Source organism: Bordetella tumulicola (assembly GCF_054779135.1).
Window position 1 is genome coordinate 264904 of record NZ_BAAGYU010000007.1, and the last position, 17825, is coordinate 282728.

The window sequence follows — 17825 nt, forward strand, 5'->3', positions numbered from 1 at the left end:
TTGGCTTTCATGTAACTCCATCCCGGCATCAGGTGTGGCTCATGCCCCAGACTCACGCTGCCGGTCCTCCCGGAATACCATGTTGCTGATTCTCATCCTCGCTCTGCCGTTTGTCGGCAGCCTGTGCGCCGCGCTGTTGCCATCCAACGCCCGCAACGCCGAGGCCTGGCTGGCCGGCTTGACCGCATTGACCAGTTTTCTGCTGGTGGCCAGTCTGTACCCGCAGGTTGCTGACGGTGGCATCGTTCGTACGGACCTCGCGTGGGCGCCGGCATTGGGCTTGCAGTTCACGTTGCGGATGGATGGCTTTGCCTGGCTATTCGCCTTGATCGTATCGGGCATGGGCGCCCTGATCGTGTTGTACGCGCGGTATTACATGTCGCCGGAGGACCCGGTACCGAGATTTTTCTCGTTTTTCCAGGCATTCATGGCCGCCATGCTGGGCGTGGTGCTGTCAGGTAATCTGATTCAATTAGTCCTATTTTGGGAAATGACCAGCCTGGCCTCGTTCATGCTGATTGCCTATTGGCATCACCGGCAAGACGCCCGCCGCGGCGCACGGATGGCTTTGACGGTGACGGGCGCAGGGGGATTGTGTCTTCTGGCGGGGGTGTTGATTCTGGGCGACATCGTCGGCAGCTACGACCTTGATCAGGTCCTGGCCTCGGGGGACCTCGTTCGCGCCGATCCCTGGTATCCCGCCGTCTTGATCCTGGTGGCCCTGGGCGCATTGACCAAGAGCGCGCAGTTTCCGTTTCAGTTCTGGTTGCCCAACGCCATGGCGGCGCCCACGCCGGTGTCGGCCTATTTGCACTCGGCCACGATGGTCAAGATGGGCGTGTTCCTGCTGGCCCGTTTTTGGCCGGTGTTGTCCGGTACCGATGAGTGGTTCTGGATCATCGGCGGAGCAGGACTGTGCTCGTTGTTCCTGGGGGCCTACGCCGCCATTTTTCAGCAAGACATGAAGGGCGTGCTGGCCTATTCCACGATCAGTCACCTGGGGCTGATCACGCTGCTGTTGGGAATGAACAGCTCGCTGGGGCTGGTGGCGGCGATTTTCCATATGGTCAACCATGCCACCTTCAAGGCCTCGCTATTTATGGCGGCGGGTATCGTCGATCACGAAACAGGTACGCGCGATTTGGGACGACTGAGTGGGTTGCGACACGCCATGCCGATCACAGCGACCCTGGCAGTGGTCGCGGCCGCCGCCATGGCGGGGGTGCCGTTGCTCAACGGCTTTATTTCCAAGGAAATGTTCTTCGCCGAGACGACCTTTGTCAGCGGCGACCCCATTGTGCAGCATGGTCTGCCGACTCTTGCGGTGATCGCCAGTGCGTTCAGTGTGACGTATTCGCTGCGATTCATTTTGCAGGTGTTCTTCGGCCCACCAGCCAAAGACTTGCCGCGCGCGCCGCATGAGCCGCCCCGCTGGATGCTGGTGCCCAGCGGGTTGCTGGTGTTGACCTGTTTGGTCGTGGGAATCATCCCCGGCGTGACGCTTGGACCTTTTTTGCATAGTGCGGCGCAAAGCATCCTGGGTAGTCAAGCCATGCCGGAGTACAGCCTGTCCGTCTGGCATGGGGTGAATCTGCCGTTGGTGATGAGCTTTGTGGCCATGATCAGCGGCATCTTGCTGTATCTGGCTTTGCGGGCCCGACAGCGCGCCCATCCCGGTCGCGTCCCGTTCATTTATCGGTTCGACGGGCGGCGTTCGTTCGAGTTTCTGTTCGATTATTCCAGCGTGGCGGCCAACTGGGTGCTGATGCGCATTTCCTCCACGCGTATGCAAGTCCAAATGCTGTTGATGGTGCTGGGGGCCTTGTTCGTGGCCTGGCTGGCATTGCGCCAAGGAGAGTGGGACGGAATTACCTCCGCTACAACGCCGCTGGATCCCGCTTTTGCCGTGTTGTGGACGGTTGGGGCGATCTGTGCGGTGTGCGCCGCCTATCAAGCCAAATATCACCGCTTGGCCGCATTGATCCTGGCCGGTGGCGCCGGGCTGGTCACCTGCGTGACGTTCGTCTGGTTCTCGGCGCCTGACCTGGCCCTGACCCAATTGGCGGTCGAGGTCGTGACCGTCGTATTGCTGTTGCTCGGCCTGCGGTGGTTGCCGCGTCGTATCGAGGGTGGCGTTGATAATCACTTCCGCGCACGGGCACGCCGGGTGCGAGATCTGGTGATTGCCGCAGTGACCGGCACCTCGCTCGCGGCGTTGGTCTACGTCGTCCTGACACGTCCGCAGGGTCAGACCATCTCCTCTTATTTTGTCGAGAACGCGCTGCCCGAAGGTGGAGGCACCAACGTCGTCAACGTGATTCTGGTCGATTTCCGTGGCTTTGATACCTTTGGCGAAATCACGGTCGTCGGTATCGTGGCGTTGACAGTCTATGCCCTGTTGCGGCGTTTCCGGCCACCGGCCGAGAGCATTGATCTGCCTCGCCAGCAGCGCGACCAGGGTATCCCGACGGTATCGCCCGATACCAAGGCTCTGCTGCCCGACAATGCCATGGCGCTGCCCGCCGTATTGGTACGCCTGCTGTTGCCCATCGCCGCCATGGTGTCGGTGTACTTGCTGCTGCGCGGCCACAACGCGCCCGGCGGCGGTTTCGTCGGCGGGCTGGTCATGGCGACTGCCGTGATCCTGCAATACATGGTGGGCGGGGTGTACTGGGTGGAATCGCGCAGTCGCCTGAATCCGCAACACTGGATCGGACTCGGACTTTTGTGCGCGGGGGGAACGGCGATCGCGGCCTGGTTTGCCTCCAAGCCACTTTTGTCGGCCCTGGCAGCAGATATTTCCATCCCTATCATTGGGCATATCCACCTTTCCAGCGTGCTGTTCTTTGATATTGGTGTTTACATGCTGGTCGTGGGCGGCGCCGTGCTGATACTGGTCGCTCTGGCTCACCAATCCTTGCGTGCGCAACGTAAAGCCGCCGCCGAGGCGTCGGCCGCGGCCGAAGCTACCGCCGCAGAATCCGGGAGTCCTGCCCAATGGAACTGATACTCGCCATCGCGATTGGCGTACTCGCCGCGTCGGGGGTGTGGTTGATCCTGAGACCACGCACCTTCCAGGTCATCATGGGCCTGACCCTGATGTCGTACGCCGTCAATTTGTTCATTTTCGGAATGGGTCGCCTGACGGTGGGGCGTCCGCCGGTTGTCGCCACAAGCGGGGTGGCCGACCCGGCCGCGCTGGCTGATCCCATCCCCCAGGCATTGGTGTTGACGGCTATCGTGATTGGCTTTGCGACCACCGCCTTGTTTCTTGTCGTATTGCTGGCTTCTCGCGGGTTGACTGGCACCGACCACGTTGATGGCAGGGAGTCGGAATCTTGATCAATTGGTTGCAACACGCACCTGTCTATCCCATCGTCGTCCCGCTGATCGCGGGCGCGGCGATGTTGCTGCTGGCGGACAAGCACCGAATTTTGCGGGCGAGCATCTCTGTGTTGGCGGCGCTGGCTCAATTGGCTGCCGCCATCACCTTGCTCGCGCTGGCCGCTGGCGCGGGAGACATCTGGCCCAAGGGCGTGGGCGTTTATTTGTTGGGCGATTGGGCGGCGCCATTTGGCATTGTGCTGGCGGTCGACCGGCTCTCGGCAGTCATGTTGACGTTGACCGCTGTGCTGGGCGTGGCCTCGCTGTTTTATTCGTTGGCGCGCTGGGATCGGTTAGGCGTGCATTTTCATTCGTTGTTCCAGTTCCTGCTGATGGGGCTCAATGGCGCCTTTCTGACGGGCGACCTGTTTAACCTGTTTGTCTTCTTCGAGATCCTGCTGGCCGCTTCGTATGGTCTGATTTTGCATGGTTCGGGCGTCGCTCGCGTCAGTGCCGGCCTGCAATACATCGCGGTCAACCTGGTGGCATCGTTTCTGTTGCTGATCAGTATCGCGCTGATCTACGGCGTGACGGGCACGCTGAACCTCGCCGATCTGGCAGTGCGTGCAGGGACGCTGGGCGGCACCGATCGCTTGCTGTTCGAGATTGGCGCGGCGGTGCTGGGTGTCGCTTTTTTGGTCAAGGCCGGCGCATGGCCGATGAATTTCTGGTTGGTGCGAGGCTATAGCTCTGCCAGCGCGCCGGTGGCCGCTATTTTTTCCATCATGACCAAGGTGGGCATCTATGCCTTGCTGCGCATTGGGTCGCTGTTGCTGCCAACCGGTGCGCCTGCGGCTTTCAGCCTGGAATGGATGTTCGTGATCGGGATGGCGACATTGATCTTTGGCGCCATCGGGTTGCTGGCGACGCAGCAACTGGATCAGCTCGTCAGCTACTGCGTGATTGTTTCCGCAGGCACGCTGCTCACCGCGCTAGGTATGCCGGGCGTTCGCTTGACCGGGCCCGCGCTGTTTTATCTGGTGAGTTCGGTGTTGACCACGGGTGCGTTTTTCATGCTGGTCGAGTTGGTGGAGCGTACCCAGACCTTCGGGGCCAATGTCCTGGCGGTGACGCTCGACTTGTTCGACCTGGATGATCCTGAATCGCCCAATCGGTCCGATGACGTGGTCGGGGTCGCGATTCCCGCGGCGATGGCCTTCCTGGGCCTGGCTTTTGTCTCGTGTGCACTGCTGGTGACCGGCTTGCCTCCCTTGTCCGGTTTCGTGGCAAAGTTCTCGCTGTTATCGGCCGCCGTGGCCGAGGCGAATGCCTCAATGCAGCCCGCCGATGCGTGGATTCTGGTGGCGGGGGTGTTGGTCGCGGGATTGGCCGGTATTATTGCTTTCGGGCGTGCCGGCATGCGTATTTTCTGGGGTAACGATGAGCGCACCACGCCGCGCCTGCGTGTCCTTGAGGCGGGGCCGGTCAGCATCTTGCTTCTGCTGTGTGTCGCGCTGGCCGCGGGGGCAGGGCCCGTGTCGGCGTATCTGGACGCGGCCGCACGGTCGCTGGATGACCCCTCTCTGTACATTGACGCTGTGTTGTCGGCGAGCCCGACCCGGGCGATAGGGGGGCACTGATGCGGCGCTTTTACAAAATTTTGCTGCCCCTGGTGCTACTTATCCTGTGGCTGTTGTTGAACGAGTCGTTCTCTGCGGGTCAGATCGCGTTGGGCGCTGCATTAGCGATATGGCTCGGCGTGGCATCGACCCGCTTGCGACCGCTGCGCAGCCGGCCTCACAAGCTGTGGTTGCTGGTGGGGCTGGCGGGCCGGGTAATACTCGACATCGTGCGTTCGAACATCGCCGTGGGAAAGTTGATTCTCGAGTATCGCCGTGCCTACACCCCGGGTCACGTCCATATTTCGCTGGATTTGCAGGATCCGCATGGCCGTGCGCTGTTGGGTTGCATCTTGACCTATACACCCGGTACCGTGTGGGTCGACGTGTCTCACGACATATTGACCTTGCATGTGCTGGATCTCGAGAACGAAGACGCCTGGGTCAAGTTGGTCAAGCACCGCTACGAGCGCACCTTGATGGAGGTTTTCGAATGAACGTCATGCTATTTTGGGCCGCATCATTTGCGCTGCTGTGTTTTGTACTGGGAATGGCTTGCGCGACGGTACGACTGGTGCGGGGCCCGACCGCCCAGGATCGTATCCTGGGGCTGGATGCGTTTTACATTAACGGCATGTTGGCCATGTTGGCATTTGGCATCCGGTCAGGGACTTCGGTGTACTTTGACGTGGCATTGCTGATCGCGCTGTTTGGCTTTGTCGGATCGACCGCAATGGCCAAGTTCCTGTTGCGCGGCGAGGTGATCGAACCATGAACACCGATATTCCGTTGTGGGCGGGTATCCCCGCTAGTATTTTGCTGATCGCCGGGGGAATCATTGCGCTGATTGGTTCAGTAGGTTTGTTGCGATTCAAAAATTTTGTGTCGCGTATTCATGCGCCGACCATGGGTAATACCATGGGGGCGGGTTGTGTATTGCTGGCGTCTATTCTGGTGTTCTCGTCGATAGAGGAGCGTTTTGTCATCCACGAGATTCTGATTACGCTGTTGCTGCTGATCACTTCGCCGGTGACGGCCATGTTGCTGATGCGCGCCTCGGCATACCGCGGTCAGCGCGAGCGGGGCGAGTTCACCCCTAATAACAAGGGACGCGAATAACTCGGGCGCGAATCGTATCAGGGCGCTACGGAACCCCGGAGCCGTTTACGGGCCGACGTATTTGTAACATCTGTACGCCCTCAGGCTTGCCGCTTTGTCGTACCGTAACAACTGGCTTGTATGCTTATCACGCATACGACATTGTTGAAGGAGCGAAAAATGAACCTACGACATATACACAATCGGACCTGCACGCTGGTGTTTGCGGTAGCCGGGGCGCTAGGCGGGTTGGCGGGGATGTCCGTCGCGCAGGCGGCCAATACCTCGGCATCCAGTTCGATTCAGTCGCAGTACGAGTTGGACGTACAGCGCTGCAACACGGGCCAGACACATCAGAGCAAGGCGGTTTGCTTGCAAGAGGCGGGCGCGGCGCGTGACGAGGCCAATCGCAAGCGACTGGATAACGGGCAATCGGCTAATTACAGCAGCAATGCGACGGATCGCTGCAACAAACTCCCTGCGTCGCAGCGTCAGACTTGCCTGCAGCAGATGTCGTCGCCCTCTAGCGTGAAGGGAAGCGTAGAAAGCGGTGGGATATTGCGCGAAACGGTGATTCAGGTACCCCCGCAGCCCTCTGGCACGATGCCTGCCACAGGCACTCAGGGCGCGACGGTTCCGGGTACTAGCGCGCCGAGCCCGGCCCCGGGAACGGTACCGGGCACCACACCAAGTATGCCTGCGACTCCGGGCGCGCCCGCCGCACCGGCTACGCCGTTGCCCGTGCAGTAAGACGGCAGGGTCGGGATCAGGCAAAATGCAGCCTATCACCGATTTTTTGCCGCTCCCATGTCTGACGTTATAGCCCTGATATTCGATTTCGACGATACGCTGGCTCCCGACAGCACGTCTGGCTTTCTCGATAGCCTGGGGGTGGATACGGCTGCATTCTGGAAGGACAAGGTCGGCCCGTTGCTGAGCGATCAGGATTGGGACCCGGTGCCGGCCTATTTGCACGAGATGATTGCGCTGTCTCGCAGTGGCGAACATGGCCTGATCACGCAGCAGGGTTTGCAAGAATGGGGGGCCAGGCTGCCTCTGCACGATGGCGTGCCGACGTTATTTCAGCGCTTGCGCAGCGCGGTGCGGGCCGAACACCCACAGGTGCAGCTTGAATTTTATTTGATCTCGAGCGGGATAGGCGATGTGGTGCGTTCGACACCGATCGCCCACGAGTTCACCGAGATCTGGGCGTCCGAATTTGTGTACGGTCCCGACGGGGGCATTGTGTTCCCACGCCGTCTGGTGAGTTTTACCGACAAGACCCGCTATTTGTTCCATATCCAGAAGGGAATTATCGGGCGAGAGTTTCGCAATAAGCCGTTCGAGGTGAACCGCAAGGTTCCCGAAGACCGCCTGCGCGTGCCGTTTGATCAGATGGTATTTGTCGGTGATGGATATACCGATATTCCGTGTTTTTCGTTGATTCGCAGCGCTGGCGGTTTTGCGTTCGGCGTGTGGGATCCGAAGCATCGCGACAAGCGTAGCCGGGCCTGGGGTTTTATCGAGGAAGGGCGCGTGTCGAATCTGAACCAGGCGCGCTATGGCGAAGACGCCGAGCTTTATCAATGGCTCGAAGAGGCGGTGACCAGTCTGGCCGGCCGCATTGCGCTGAAGTCACGGGTATATCGTGGTTGATAGCGTGACGGCGACGTTGCCGGATGATGAAAATTTTATGTCCCTCGCCATGCAGCAAGCCGAGGCCGCGTGGCGCATAGGCGAGGTTCCGGTGGGCGCGGTCGTCGTCGATGCGCAGGGGCAGGTCTTGGGGGCGGGGTACAACCGTACTATTACGGATAGTGATCCCACGGCGCACGCCGAGGTCGTGGCGCTACGCGCGGCCGCACAGCATCTGGATAATTACCGCTTACCCGGCTTAAGCCTTTACGTGACCCTGGAGCCTTGTGTGATGTGCATCGGTGCGATGTTGCATGCGCGACTGGACCGGGTGGTGTATGGCGCATCGGATCCCAAAACGGGGGCCTGCGGCAGTGTGCTGGATGTCGGCGCCGTAGAACGATTGAATCATCACACGACTATTACTGGCGGCGTATTGGCGCAACCCTGCGGCGATATGCTGCGTCGGTTTTTTCGCGAACGCCGCTCAAAGGAATCTACATGAGTATTACTGAACATCCCGCGCATGGCCACGCAGGCCATGTCTGCGTCGACGACTGCGGTCATGATCACGCGCATCAGGCCAAGGCGTCCAGCGGGATTTATTTGATATCGCCGTCGTCTGCGGTTCGTGATCCGCAGACGGTGGCGTTGGCGCAGGAGCGTTTGACGCAAGAGGGTTTTAAAACGGCGGTGGATCGCGCGGCATTGGCGGTGCATCAGCGTTTTGCGGGCACGGAAAAGCAGCGCCTGGCCGGGCTGAACCGCGCGATTGCGCAAAAGCATCCCATCGTGATGGCGACGCGTGGCGGTTATGGTTTGAGCCGTTTGTTGCCGCAGATTGATTGGCGTGCGATGGCCGATAGCGGCAAGCGTTTTGTGGGGCTGAGTGATTTCACGGCGTTTAATTTGGCGCTGTTAGCGCAGACGGGCGCAGTGAGTTATACGGGCGCGACGGCAGTGGCAGATTTTGGCGGCAAGACGGTCGATGATCTGACGGCAGCGTTGTTCGGCGAGTTGATGCGCGGGGAACTGGAAATCCTGAGTTTCGAGACTCGGGATGCGGACCGGGTGGATGCACGCGGGGTGTTATGGGGCGGCAATCTGGCGACGATGATGTCGTTGATGGGGACGCCATATATGCCCAAGGTGCGTGGCGGGATTTTGTTCATCGAGGATGTGGCAGAGCATCCTTTTCGGGTCGAGCGGATGTTGGCGCAGTTGTTGCAGGCGGGTGTGCTACAGCGTCAAAAGGCAATTGTCTTTGGCTATTTTACGGAGTACCGATTGGCGCAGCACGACGCGGGATACGATATGCCGGCGGTGGTCAAGTGGCTGCGTAGCGTGGTGAAAGTGCCAGTCATTACGGGGTTGCCTTATGGGCATATCCGTAGCAAGGCGACGCTGCCGATCGGGCAGAAAGTGGGGATTGCTACCGAGGCGGGGATGGCGCATCTTGTTATCGATGAGCATTCGCATTGAAGGACGATTTGCTGATGTAGGTCTGGTTTTTGACACGTCCGACCCCCGCGCGCGGCACGGACTGCAATGTGGGCTGGCCTACGCTTATGTCAGTTCGCTTGGCCGTACTCTTAGTCGGCAATGATATGCCGCTCAAGAGCGCTAGACGCCAGTCATATCCTGGAACATACAAGTAGATCGCCACGACGTTTATTGCCCACCTGTTAATCTACCCGAAGCACCCACGACATCACTCCGCATAAACATTGCAAGCTGGGTTAGAGCATCCATGGCATGACAACAACGTGGGTTACAGCATTCTCTGATGTGTGGGAGGCCGGGGCCGAGTGGCCACGCTGGCCAGATCGGCTCGGCTCGGCCCATAAGCACGGGCCGAGGTCCCGCTGCGCGGGACTGCCCGAACCTCAAACTGGCCAGCGTGGCCACTCGGCCCCGGCCTCCCACACATCAGAGAATGCCAGCGTTGGCATCAACCTACGCCAACGCACCCTCACTCTGCTTCGTTCCCACCGTCCGTATCTTGCTCCGGAATCCAGGACGGCCTACGCTTTTCGAGAAACGCTGCGATACCTTCTTGGGCCTCCGGCGTAGCCCGAAGCTTGGCCAGGCGGGTGGCGGTGTCTTCCAGGACGGCGCTGTCGATGGGATGTTGCGGGATGTCGTGTATCAGGCGCTTGGATTCCCTTAATGCGTTCGGCGAGGCTTGCATAAGGCTGCCTAACATCGCATTGATCTGCGGATCCAGGTCTTCAGGTTCGCAAAGTTCGTGAACCAGGCCGATGCGCCAGGCTTCGGCGGCATCGAAGGTTTCGGCCGTGAGAAACCAGCGGCTGGCGGCGCGGGGGCCGAGGGCGCGCAGGACGTACGGCGAGATCATGGACGGGATGAGACCCAGGCGGGTTTCTGTGAGGGCAAAGCGAGTTTCGCGGCTGGCAACCGCGATGTCGCAAGCCGTGGCCAGGCCCAGGCCGCCGGCCATGCAAGCGCCGTGCAGGCGGGCGATAGTCGGCTTGGGGCAGGTATAGATGGTGTGGAGCAGGGTGGCGAGGGTGAGGGCGTCTGCGCGATTGTCCGCCTCGCTGGCCTGCGCGCTTTGACGCATGGCATTGAGGTCGGCGCCGGCGCAAAAGACCTTGCCGCGGCCGGCGAGGACGATGGCGCGGATATTGTCGTCCTCCGCCAGAGTATTAAAGGTTTCCGTGAGCTCGCCGATGAGACGAGCGTCGAGGGCGTTGCGTACGTCGGGTCGGGCGAGCCAGACGACGGCCGTTTGGGGGCCGTAGGCGACTTCCAGGGTTTGCAGCATGTACAGCTTCCTTCAAAGGCCGGTTTTGGGGTTAGCGATAGAGCACAGTCGGCAGCCAGAGGCCGATGCCCGGGAACATATAGAGCAGGAAGATCGCGATGATCTGGATCCCCATGAAAGGCATCATGCCCATGAAAATCTGATTCAGTGTGACATGGGGTGGCGCGATGCCTTTGAGATAGAACGCAGACATAGCTACGGGGGGAGACAGGAACGCGGTTTGCAGGTTCAGGGCGACGAGCAGGCCAAAGAACAGCGGGTCGACGTCGAAGGTGATCAGCAAAGGCACGAAGATCGGCATGAAAATGACGATGATTTCGGTCCATTCAAGCGGCCACCCCAGCAGGAAGATGATGGCCTGTGCGAGCAACAGGAACTGAATGGGAGTGAGTCCGAGCGATATCACCCACTCTTCGATGATACGTTGGCCGCCCAGCAGCGCGAACGCCGCCGAGAAGATCGAGGACCCGACGAATAACCAGCAGACCATTGCGCTGGTTTTGGCCGTGAGAAAGACAGACTCCTTGAGCACCGGCATGTTCAACCGCCGGTACAGCAGGGCCAAGAGCGCGCCGCCCATGGCGCCCATGGCGGCGGCCTCGCTGGGCGTGGCCAGCCCAAAGGTGATGGAGCCCAGCACAGCGGCGATCATGATGGCGAGGGGAAAGAACGATCCCATCAGCATTTTGAAGACCTCTAGCCTGGCCCAGGTGAGCAGCGCGTAAAAGATCAGCAGAATGGCGAGGCAGATGCCAAAGAATATCCAGTAGCCGTTGGGCGCGGGTTCGCGTGCGGGGCCCTCGTCCTGTGCTGCCGGGGCGGTGCTGGCTGCGGCGCCCCTTTCGGCCTTGCCCATCGCGGACGAAGCCGCGCTCTCGGCGCCGGGCGGTTCGGCCAGCCCACCGGCACCAGGCGGCTCGGACAGGCCGCCATCCATGGGCGGTTCGGCGAGGCCTCCCTCCATGGGGGGCTCTGCGAGTCCGCCATCCATCGGCGGCTCCGCCAGTCCACCGTAGTCACCACCGCCGCCGCCACCCAGCCGTAATTCTGCGGGGATCTCATAGACGTCAGGTGGATCTGTCACGAGGTAGTACGCCGAGCCCGTGATGACTAAAAAGGCGATCAATGGTGTTAACGCCAGCATCATGTTGCGTGACAAGAACCGCAACGACACGCCACTGTTGCGACGGCCTTTAAACAGACCGCTCAGCAGGCCGTTGACGGCGTTCGTATAGCCTTGGCGTTTGAGGGCGTCGGCCTCGGCGGGCAGCGGAATTTCACGTTCTGCGGCGGTGAGGGGTGGGGCGGAGCTGGGGCTCAGTTTCGCTACGAGCATGACATACAGCACATACAATCCGGCCAGCATCAAGCCCGGAAAGAATGCCCCGGCATAGAGCTGCACGACGGATACGCCGGTGGTGGCGCCGTACACAATCAGCATGACCGAGGGGGGCAGCAGGATGCCCAGGCAGCCGCCCGCCGTGATGGAGCCCGCGGTCAGGCGCACGCTATAGCCTGCCTTGAGCATGGCGGGCATGGCGAGCAAACCCATCAGAGTGACGACAGCGCCCACGATCCCGGTGGCGGTGGCGAAAATCGCGCAAGTGGCTAGCGTGGCCACCGCTAAGGCTCCCGGTAGTCTGGCCAGGGCCAGGTGCATGGAGCGAAACAGTTTTTCGATGAGGTTGGCACGTTCGACCAAGTAGCCCATGAACACGAACAACGGCACAGAGATCAGCGCATCGTTGGTCATGGTGGCGTAGGTACGCTGCACCATCAGGTCCAGCGTTTGACGTATGGATTGTTGCGGGTCGGCGTTTTGCAGGTAGTAGGCGAGAAACGTGAACAGCACGCCCATGCCCATCAGCGTAAAGGCGGTGGGAAAGCCCAGCATGATGGCGACGACGATCAGCGCCAGCATCAGAAGTCCCAGGTGACCCGTGGTGATGTCGTGCCAAGGGGTCAGAAAGCCTATCATCGCCACCACGATGGCGATGCACGTCAGGCCGAACCAGAGTGCTTTATTGATTTTCACTTGGCCTTCTCCTCGTCGATGACGTAGCGGTCGAGCTGGGCGATGTCTTCGTCTTTGACGTGCACCATTTCCTTGAGCTTGTCGACGTCAACTTCTTCCACGTCTTCCTCGCGGGCGGGCCAGACGCCGTCGCGCAGACAGAGGGCGCAGCGCGCGATCTCCGCTAGTCCTTGCAATAGCAAGAAGGCGCCGGCGATGGGGATAAAGGCTTTGAAGGGATAGATGGGTGGACCGTCAGCCATCAGCGAAGAGTGTTCTCGAATGGCGATGGATTCGCCGGCGTAATACCAGCCGGCCCACACGAGCGCGACGACGCCCGGGACGAAGAAAATGATATACAAAACAATGTCCAGCCCGGCCTGTACGCGGGGCGGCAAAAAGCCATACAGAATGTCTCCCCGGACATGGCCGCTTTTCGCTAGGGTGTACGCGCCTGCCATCATGAACAGCACGCCGTAATACATCAGCTGCAAATCAAAGGCCCACGCGCTGGGGGTATTGAATATGTATCGATTGGCGACTTCCCAGCAGATATGGATTGTCAGAACGACGATCAACCAGGCAAAGGTCTGTCCTACAAAAGTAGACAGCCGATCCACCATGCGTATCAACTTGAGCATTGGGCGAGATCCAGATTACAGAGTGCAGAGCAGGGCGCACAAATGCGCACCCGCCTGGCGCGCCGAACGATCGGTCCGGCGCGCCAGGCGGGTGCAAGGGTGCGGCTTGACGTCAACCATCAACGAATCAGGCGGCGGGCTTGCGCGAGAAGTAGTGGTTGAATGCCATTCGGAAATTGACGGAAACGTCGTTGTGCCACCGTCCTGCCCGTTGTGCAAAGTCGCGCTGGGATTCCAGCACTTTCTTGAACAAGGGGTTTTCTGCCGAGCGTTTTTCGATCATGGCGTCCCAGATCTTGAGTTGCTCTTGCAAAATGGAGTCGGGTGTTTTGTAGAACTTGACGTTATGGTCTTTCTGCAGCTTGATGTAGTCGGTGGAATAACGGTCGGCGGCTTTCCACGACATGTCGGCGCTGGCGGCTTGCGACGCGTAGGCCAGAATATGCTTCAGATGCTTGGGCAGCGTGTCATATTTTTTCTTGTTGAACAGGATCTCAAACTGCTCGGCGCTTTGGTGAAAGCTTTGCAGCATGCAGATCTTGGACACGTCCGGAAAGCCCAGCGATAGATCGGACGAGGCATTGTTGAACTCCGCGCCGTCCAGCAGGCCCCGATCCAGCGCAGGAACGATTTCCCCGCCGGGCAGGGCGTTGACCGCCGCGCCCATGGCGGTATACATGTCAATAGCCAGGCCTACCGTGCGGAACTTCGCGCCTTTGACGTCTTCGAACTTGGTGATGGGTTTTTTGAACCAACCAAACGGTTGTGTCGGCATGGGGCCGTACATTAACGACACGACGTTGACGCCCATCGCTTTTTGGATCTCGGTCAGCAGTTCTTTACCACCACCGTATTCATGCCAGGCCAGCAGCATGTTGGCATCCATCCCGAACGACGGGCCCGAACCCCAGAGCGCGACGGCGGTGTTCTTGCCGTACCAATAGGCCACGACGCCATGGCCGCCATCCAGTGTGCCTGCCGACACGGCATCCAGTAGGTCAAAGGCTTTTACGACGGCCCCGGCGGGCAGCACTTCGATCTTCAACTGGCCCTCGGCCATATCGTTGACCTTGCGGCAGTAATCTTGCGCGAACTCGTGAAAAATATCGTTGGCCGGCCAGGTGCTTTGAAAGCGCAAAGAAATAGGCGCGTTTTGTGCGCGCGTCACGGCTGGAAATCCTAGCGCCGCGGAACCTGCGATGGTGGTGGCTCCTGCAATGAAACGACGACGTGATGATGTGGCTTGTGGCATGGCTTGTTGTCTCCTCGGTGAACTGCATGGACCAGCTTGTTATGGAACAGCTTGTAAGGTGCAGCAAGAACAAAGCGCAATGCATGGGACCTGCGCGGTATGCGTGAATTGAAATACTTGTACATGGTTTGGCATACCGCTTGTCGATTAAACCTTGCTGAACCCATCCTGACAATTGTTTGACATATGGGGATAACCCGTAAGAGCGATGCGAAAAGACCCATTGAGTTGTCCTCACGTGCGTTATCGTGATTCAATTCCGCTCGGGTCTATGTACATGAGGATAGGATCTGTGGCTGACGAACAGGCACAAAACGCAACGGCGCCCTGGTCCGGCGCTGTGATCCCGATGGCTGGTGCTGGCGCCGCGTCGTCTGTCCGTATTCCGGTGCCCGGCACGCAAGGACTGTGCATTCAGCTTTATGCACCCGGCAATTTCAAGAATTCGACCTCCACGCTCTTTTTTGTCGAAGATCCTGGCAAGAAATTTGGCCGTCAATTGCGTCTAGATTACGGTGAGCAGAAATTGCCTAACGGCAGCAAGGCCATCACCTATCACTGGAATCAGAGTAAAACTCTGCCGACCTTTGGCATTACTAACCATACCCCTGTTTCGGGTGCCGCCCCGGCGACATACCATGCCGCACGCTACTTTCGTCATGGCGGTCGCTTTTTGGGCGTAGTGGGCATGGCCGTCGACGCGGTCTCTATTGTTCAGGCCGATAAACCGTTGCGGCGAGCGACCGAGGTCGTTGCCGGTTGGGCGGGGGCTTGGGCGGGTTGCAAGGTCGTCGGCGCGGGTGGTGCGACAGCAGGTTTTTGGGCCGGCAGTGAGGCGCCTTTAGTGGGTAATGCCATTGGCGCGGGTCTTGGCGGCCTCGGGGGCTGCATTATTGGTGGCGGGGTGGGCTATTTCGTCGGCAGCACGGTGGCCGGCGTGGTTTATGACTGGGCCGAAGACACGCGTTTTCGCCCGCTGATCATCAGCAGCGAGGCCGAAGTCCGCGCCTGGCTGCGTGGTGAAGGCCACTAAGATGCCAGACGCCCGCGCGGGGACACTCTCTCTGACATGGGGCCGCGTGGGCGAAGAAGGCGATACGCAGGCCTTGCAGTTGGGCGTGCTCGCGCCCGGTCAGGCGATGTATCGGTTGGACTGGACACAACATCCCACGCCAGTGGACGAAGGCCTTCCGTCCGCGTTGATTGACGCCTTGTCCGAGGCATTCTGCCGTATTGCCGGCGTGGTTTTTTTGACGGAAACCTTGCCTGATGGCCAGGAGGCGCGACGCACCTGGCCAGTTGCCGATTGGCTTCGTCGACTGACGGGCCAGGACGCGGCGCAGGACTGGCAGCGGCACGAGGACGTCTGGATCCGGCCGATAGCCGGACTGAACGAGCCTCTGCTGGCCTGCACCGATGTACCCGCGCAGGCGCGCAGCCTGTTCTCCATCGGGGCCTGGCATCTGTCGGCCTCGCAAGTCGTGTTTTTCTGCCCCCGCGACGCCATGCCCCCCGAGCTGCCCGCCTCGCTAGTGCGTCGTTGCGCCCTCACGAAAGACTGGGGCACGCTGGCGCCAGAGCTTTCCACGCTGGGACTGATGGGCGTGGTGACGCAGGGACATGACGGTGACTATCTGGGCGTGTTGCCGCTGACACCGGGCTTCGAACGCGCTTTTGCTCGGGCGTTGGCCGACCAGGCCCACGTACGGGGTTGGGCGTGGCGAGACGAGGGTTTCCCGGCGGATTAGCGGCTGTAATCGCGACTTGGTACACTGTTAGGTTTAGCCCCGCGTCTGTGCGGGCGTCTCTTGCCCTAATAAAATACCGTGATATCTACCGCCAATCTTACTATTCAGTTCGGTCCCAAACCCCTTTTCGAGAACGTTAGTGTCAAGTTCGGGGAAGGCAACCGCTATGGTTTGATCGGGGCCAACGGCTCGGGCAAGTCGACGTTCATGAAAATCATCGGCGGTGACCTGGAGTCCTCCGGCGGTAACGTTTCGCTCGATCCGGGGGTGCGCCTGGGCAAACTACGTCAGGATCAATTTGCCTTCGAAGACCTGCGCGTGCTGGACGTGGTCATGATGGGTCACACAGAAATGTGGGACGCGATGACCGAGCGCGATGCGATCTACGCCAACCTCGAGGCGACCGAGGACGACTACATGCGTGCGGCCGAGCTCGAGGCCAAGTTTGCCGAGTACGACGGCTATACCGCCGAGGCCCGCGCGGGCGAGTTGCTGCTGGGCCTGGAGTTCGCCGTCGATCAGCATCAACTGCCGATGCGCGAGATCGCGCCCGGCTGGAAGCTGCGCGTCCTGCTGGCGCAGGCGCTGTTCTCGAATCCCGATGTGCTGTTGCTCGACGAGCCGACCAACAACCTGGATATCAACACGATTCGCTGGCTGGAAAACGTGCTCAACAGCTATCAGAGCACGATGATCATCATCAGCCACGACCGGCACTTCCTGAACCAGGTTTGCAGCCATATGGCCGACCTGGACTACGGCGAGATCCGTATTTATCCCGGCAATTACGATGACTACATGCTGGCCTCGACCCAGGCTCGCGAGCGTCTGGTCTCCAACAATGCCAAGGCCAAGGAGCGCGTCGCCGAGTTGCAAGACTTTGTGCGCCGTTTCGCCGCCAACAAATCCAAGTCTCGTCAGGCGACCTCGCGCCTGAAGCAGATCGACCGCATCAAGTCCGAGCAGGTCGTGGTCAAGCCGTCGTCGCGCCAGAACCCGTTCATCCGTTTCGAGCAAAACAAGGTCATGCACCGCCTGGCGGTCACGATCGAAAAGCTCTCCAAATCCTACGATGCGCCGGTCATCCGTGATTTCTCCACCATGATCGACGCAGGCGAAAAGATCGCCATCATCGGCGCCAATGGTGTGGGTAAGACCACGCTGCTGCGCCTGTTGGCCGGCGATCTGAAACCCGACTCAGGTTCGCTGAAATGGTCGGATAACGCTGACCTGGGCTATATGGCGCAAGACGTCTCTGACCAGTTCCAGCAAACGGATATCAATCTGCTTGACTGGATGGGCGAGTACCGTCAGCCTGGTGACGACGATCAATCCATTCGTTCGGTGCTGGGTCGGTTGCTGTTCTCGGCGGACGATCTGCCCAAGGCCCCCAAAGTCCTGTCTGGCGGCGAGAAAAACCGCATGACCTTTGGTCGCCTGATGTTGGGCCGGCATAACGTCCTGCTGCTCGACGAGCCCACCAACCACCTGGACATGGAGTCGATCGAGTCGCTGCAATTCGCACTCGAAAAGTACCAGGGCACCTTGATCTTTGTGTCGCACGACCGGGAGTTCGTCTCGGGTCTGGCGACGCGCATCATCGAAGTCCTGCCCAATGGCGAGATCGTCGACTATCGTGGCGGCTACGAAGACTTCCTGTCCTCGCGCGGCATCGAAGGCTGATCGCCACCAGCCACCGCCCTGGC

17 protein-coding genes are annotated in these 17825 nt (G+C 60.0%); 13 read left to right on the forward strand and 4 right to left on the reverse strand.

Annotated features, from left to right (window positions below):
- Positions 1-79 precede the first annotated feature (79 nt).
- The 10 genes from ACYVDM_RS09655 (at position 80) to ACYVDM_RS09700 (ending at position 9158) form a co-directional block, all read left to right on the forward strand.
- On the forward strand, positions 80-3007 hold the full coding sequence (locus tag ACYVDM_RS09655; protein WP_415786404.1) for a monovalent cation/H+ antiporter subunit A: 2928 nt from the start codon (positions 80-82) through the stop codon (positions 3005-3007).
- Complete coding sequence (locus tag ACYVDM_RS09660) at positions 2998-3342, forward strand: Na+/H+ antiporter subunit C (protein ID WP_415786402.1); 345 nt, start codon at positions 2998-3000, stop codon at positions 3340-3342. The genes ACYVDM_RS09655 and ACYVDM_RS09660 overlap by 10 nt, the downstream gene beginning before the upstream one ends.
- Entirely contained in the window at positions 3339-4964 is a 1626-nt protein-coding gene (locus tag ACYVDM_RS09665) for a monovalent cation/H+ antiporter subunit D (protein WP_415786400.1), read from the forward strand. The genes ACYVDM_RS09660 and ACYVDM_RS09665 overlap by 4 nt, the downstream gene beginning before the upstream one ends.
- Positions 4964-5440, forward strand: a complete 477-nt coding sequence (locus tag ACYVDM_RS09670; RefSeq protein WP_415786399.1) for a Na+/H+ antiporter subunit E — start codon at positions 4964-4966, stop codon at positions 5438-5440. The genes ACYVDM_RS09665 and ACYVDM_RS09670 overlap by 1 nt, the downstream gene beginning before the upstream one ends.
- Positions 5437-5718, forward strand: a complete 282-nt coding sequence (locus tag ACYVDM_RS09675) for a K+/H+ antiporter subunit F (protein WP_415786397.1) — start codon at positions 5437-5439, stop codon at positions 5716-5718. The genes ACYVDM_RS09670 and ACYVDM_RS09675 overlap by 4 nt, the downstream gene beginning before the upstream one ends.
- The gene (gene mnhG, locus ACYVDM_RS09680) at positions 5715-6062 is read left to right on the forward strand and encodes a monovalent cation/H(+) antiporter subunit G (RefSeq protein WP_415786395.1); all 348 of its coding nucleotides are present in this window, start codon (positions 5715-5717) and stop codon (positions 6060-6062) included. The genes ACYVDM_RS09675 and mnhG overlap by 4 nt, the downstream gene beginning before the upstream one ends.
- A gap of 159 nt (positions 6063-6221) precedes the next feature.
- Positions 6222-6791, forward strand: coding sequence for a hypothetical protein (locus ACYVDM_RS09685; RefSeq protein ID WP_415786393.1), 570 nt, complete (start codon positions 6222-6224; stop codon positions 6789-6791).
- A gap of 57 nt (positions 6792-6848) precedes the next feature.
- Complete coding sequence (locus ACYVDM_RS09690) at positions 6849-7697, forward strand: HAD family hydrolase (RefSeq protein WP_415786391.1); 849 nt, start codon at positions 6849-6851, stop codon at positions 7695-7697.
- A gap of 4 nt (positions 7698-7701) precedes the next feature.
- Complete coding sequence (gene tadA / locus ACYVDM_RS09695) at positions 7702-8181, forward strand: tRNA adenosine(34) deaminase TadA (RefSeq protein WP_415787065.1); 480 nt, start codon at positions 7702-7704, stop codon at positions 8179-8181.
- Complete coding sequence (locus ACYVDM_RS09700) at positions 8178-9158, forward strand: LD-carboxypeptidase (protein WP_415786389.1); 981 nt, start codon at positions 8178-8180, stop codon at positions 9156-9158. The genes tadA and ACYVDM_RS09700 overlap by 4 nt, the downstream gene beginning before the upstream one ends.
- 490 nt (positions 9159-9648) lie before the next feature.
- Here ACYVDM_RS09700 and ACYVDM_RS09705 read toward each other — a convergent pair whose 3' ends face one another.
- From ACYVDM_RS09705 to ACYVDM_RS09720, 4 genes are all read right to left on the reverse strand, one after another.
- Entirely contained in the window at positions 9649-10464 is an 816-nt protein-coding gene (locus ACYVDM_RS09705; protein ID WP_415786387.1) for an enoyl-CoA hydratase/isomerase family protein, read from the reverse strand.
- Positions 10465-10495: 31 nt separating this feature from the next.
- A complete protein-coding gene (locus ACYVDM_RS09710; protein WP_415786385.1) occupies positions 10496-12499 on the reverse strand; it encodes a TRAP transporter large permease in 2004 nt (667 codons plus the stop codon).
- Positions 12496-13119, reverse strand: coding sequence for a TRAP transporter small permease subunit (locus ACYVDM_RS09715; RefSeq protein WP_415786383.1), 624 nt, complete (start codon positions 13117-13119; stop codon positions 12496-12498). Before ACYVDM_RS09715 ends, ACYVDM_RS09710 begins: the two co-directional genes overlap by 4 nt.
- A gap of 127 nt (positions 13120-13246) precedes the next feature.
- On the reverse strand, positions 13247-14371 hold the full coding sequence (locus ACYVDM_RS09720; RefSeq protein ID WP_415786381.1) for a TRAP transporter substrate-binding protein: 1125 nt from the start codon (positions 14369-14371) through the stop codon (positions 13247-13249).
- A gap of 292 nt (positions 14372-14663) precedes the next feature.
- Between ACYVDM_RS09720 and ACYVDM_RS09725 the strand changes: the two genes are divergently transcribed.
- The 3 genes from ACYVDM_RS09725 (at position 14664) to ACYVDM_RS09735 (ending at position 17802) form a co-directional block, all read left to right on the forward strand.
- Entirely contained in the window at positions 14664-15404 is a 741-nt protein-coding gene (locus tag ACYVDM_RS09725) for a hypothetical protein (protein WP_460475379.1), read from the forward strand.
- 1 nt (position 15405) lies between these two features.
- Positions 15406-16119, forward strand: a complete 714-nt coding sequence (locus ACYVDM_RS09730; protein ID WP_460475380.1) for a hypothetical protein — start codon at positions 15406-15408, stop codon at positions 16117-16119.
- Between the two features lie 78 nt (positions 16120-16197).
- Positions 16198-17802 carry an ABC-F family ATPase gene (locus ACYVDM_RS09735; protein WP_415786379.1) on the forward strand — a complete coding sequence of 535 codons (1605 nt, stop codon included), beginning with the start codon at positions 16198-16200 and terminating at the stop codon, positions 17800-17802.
- The last annotated feature ends 23 nt before the right edge of the window (positions 17803-17825 follow it).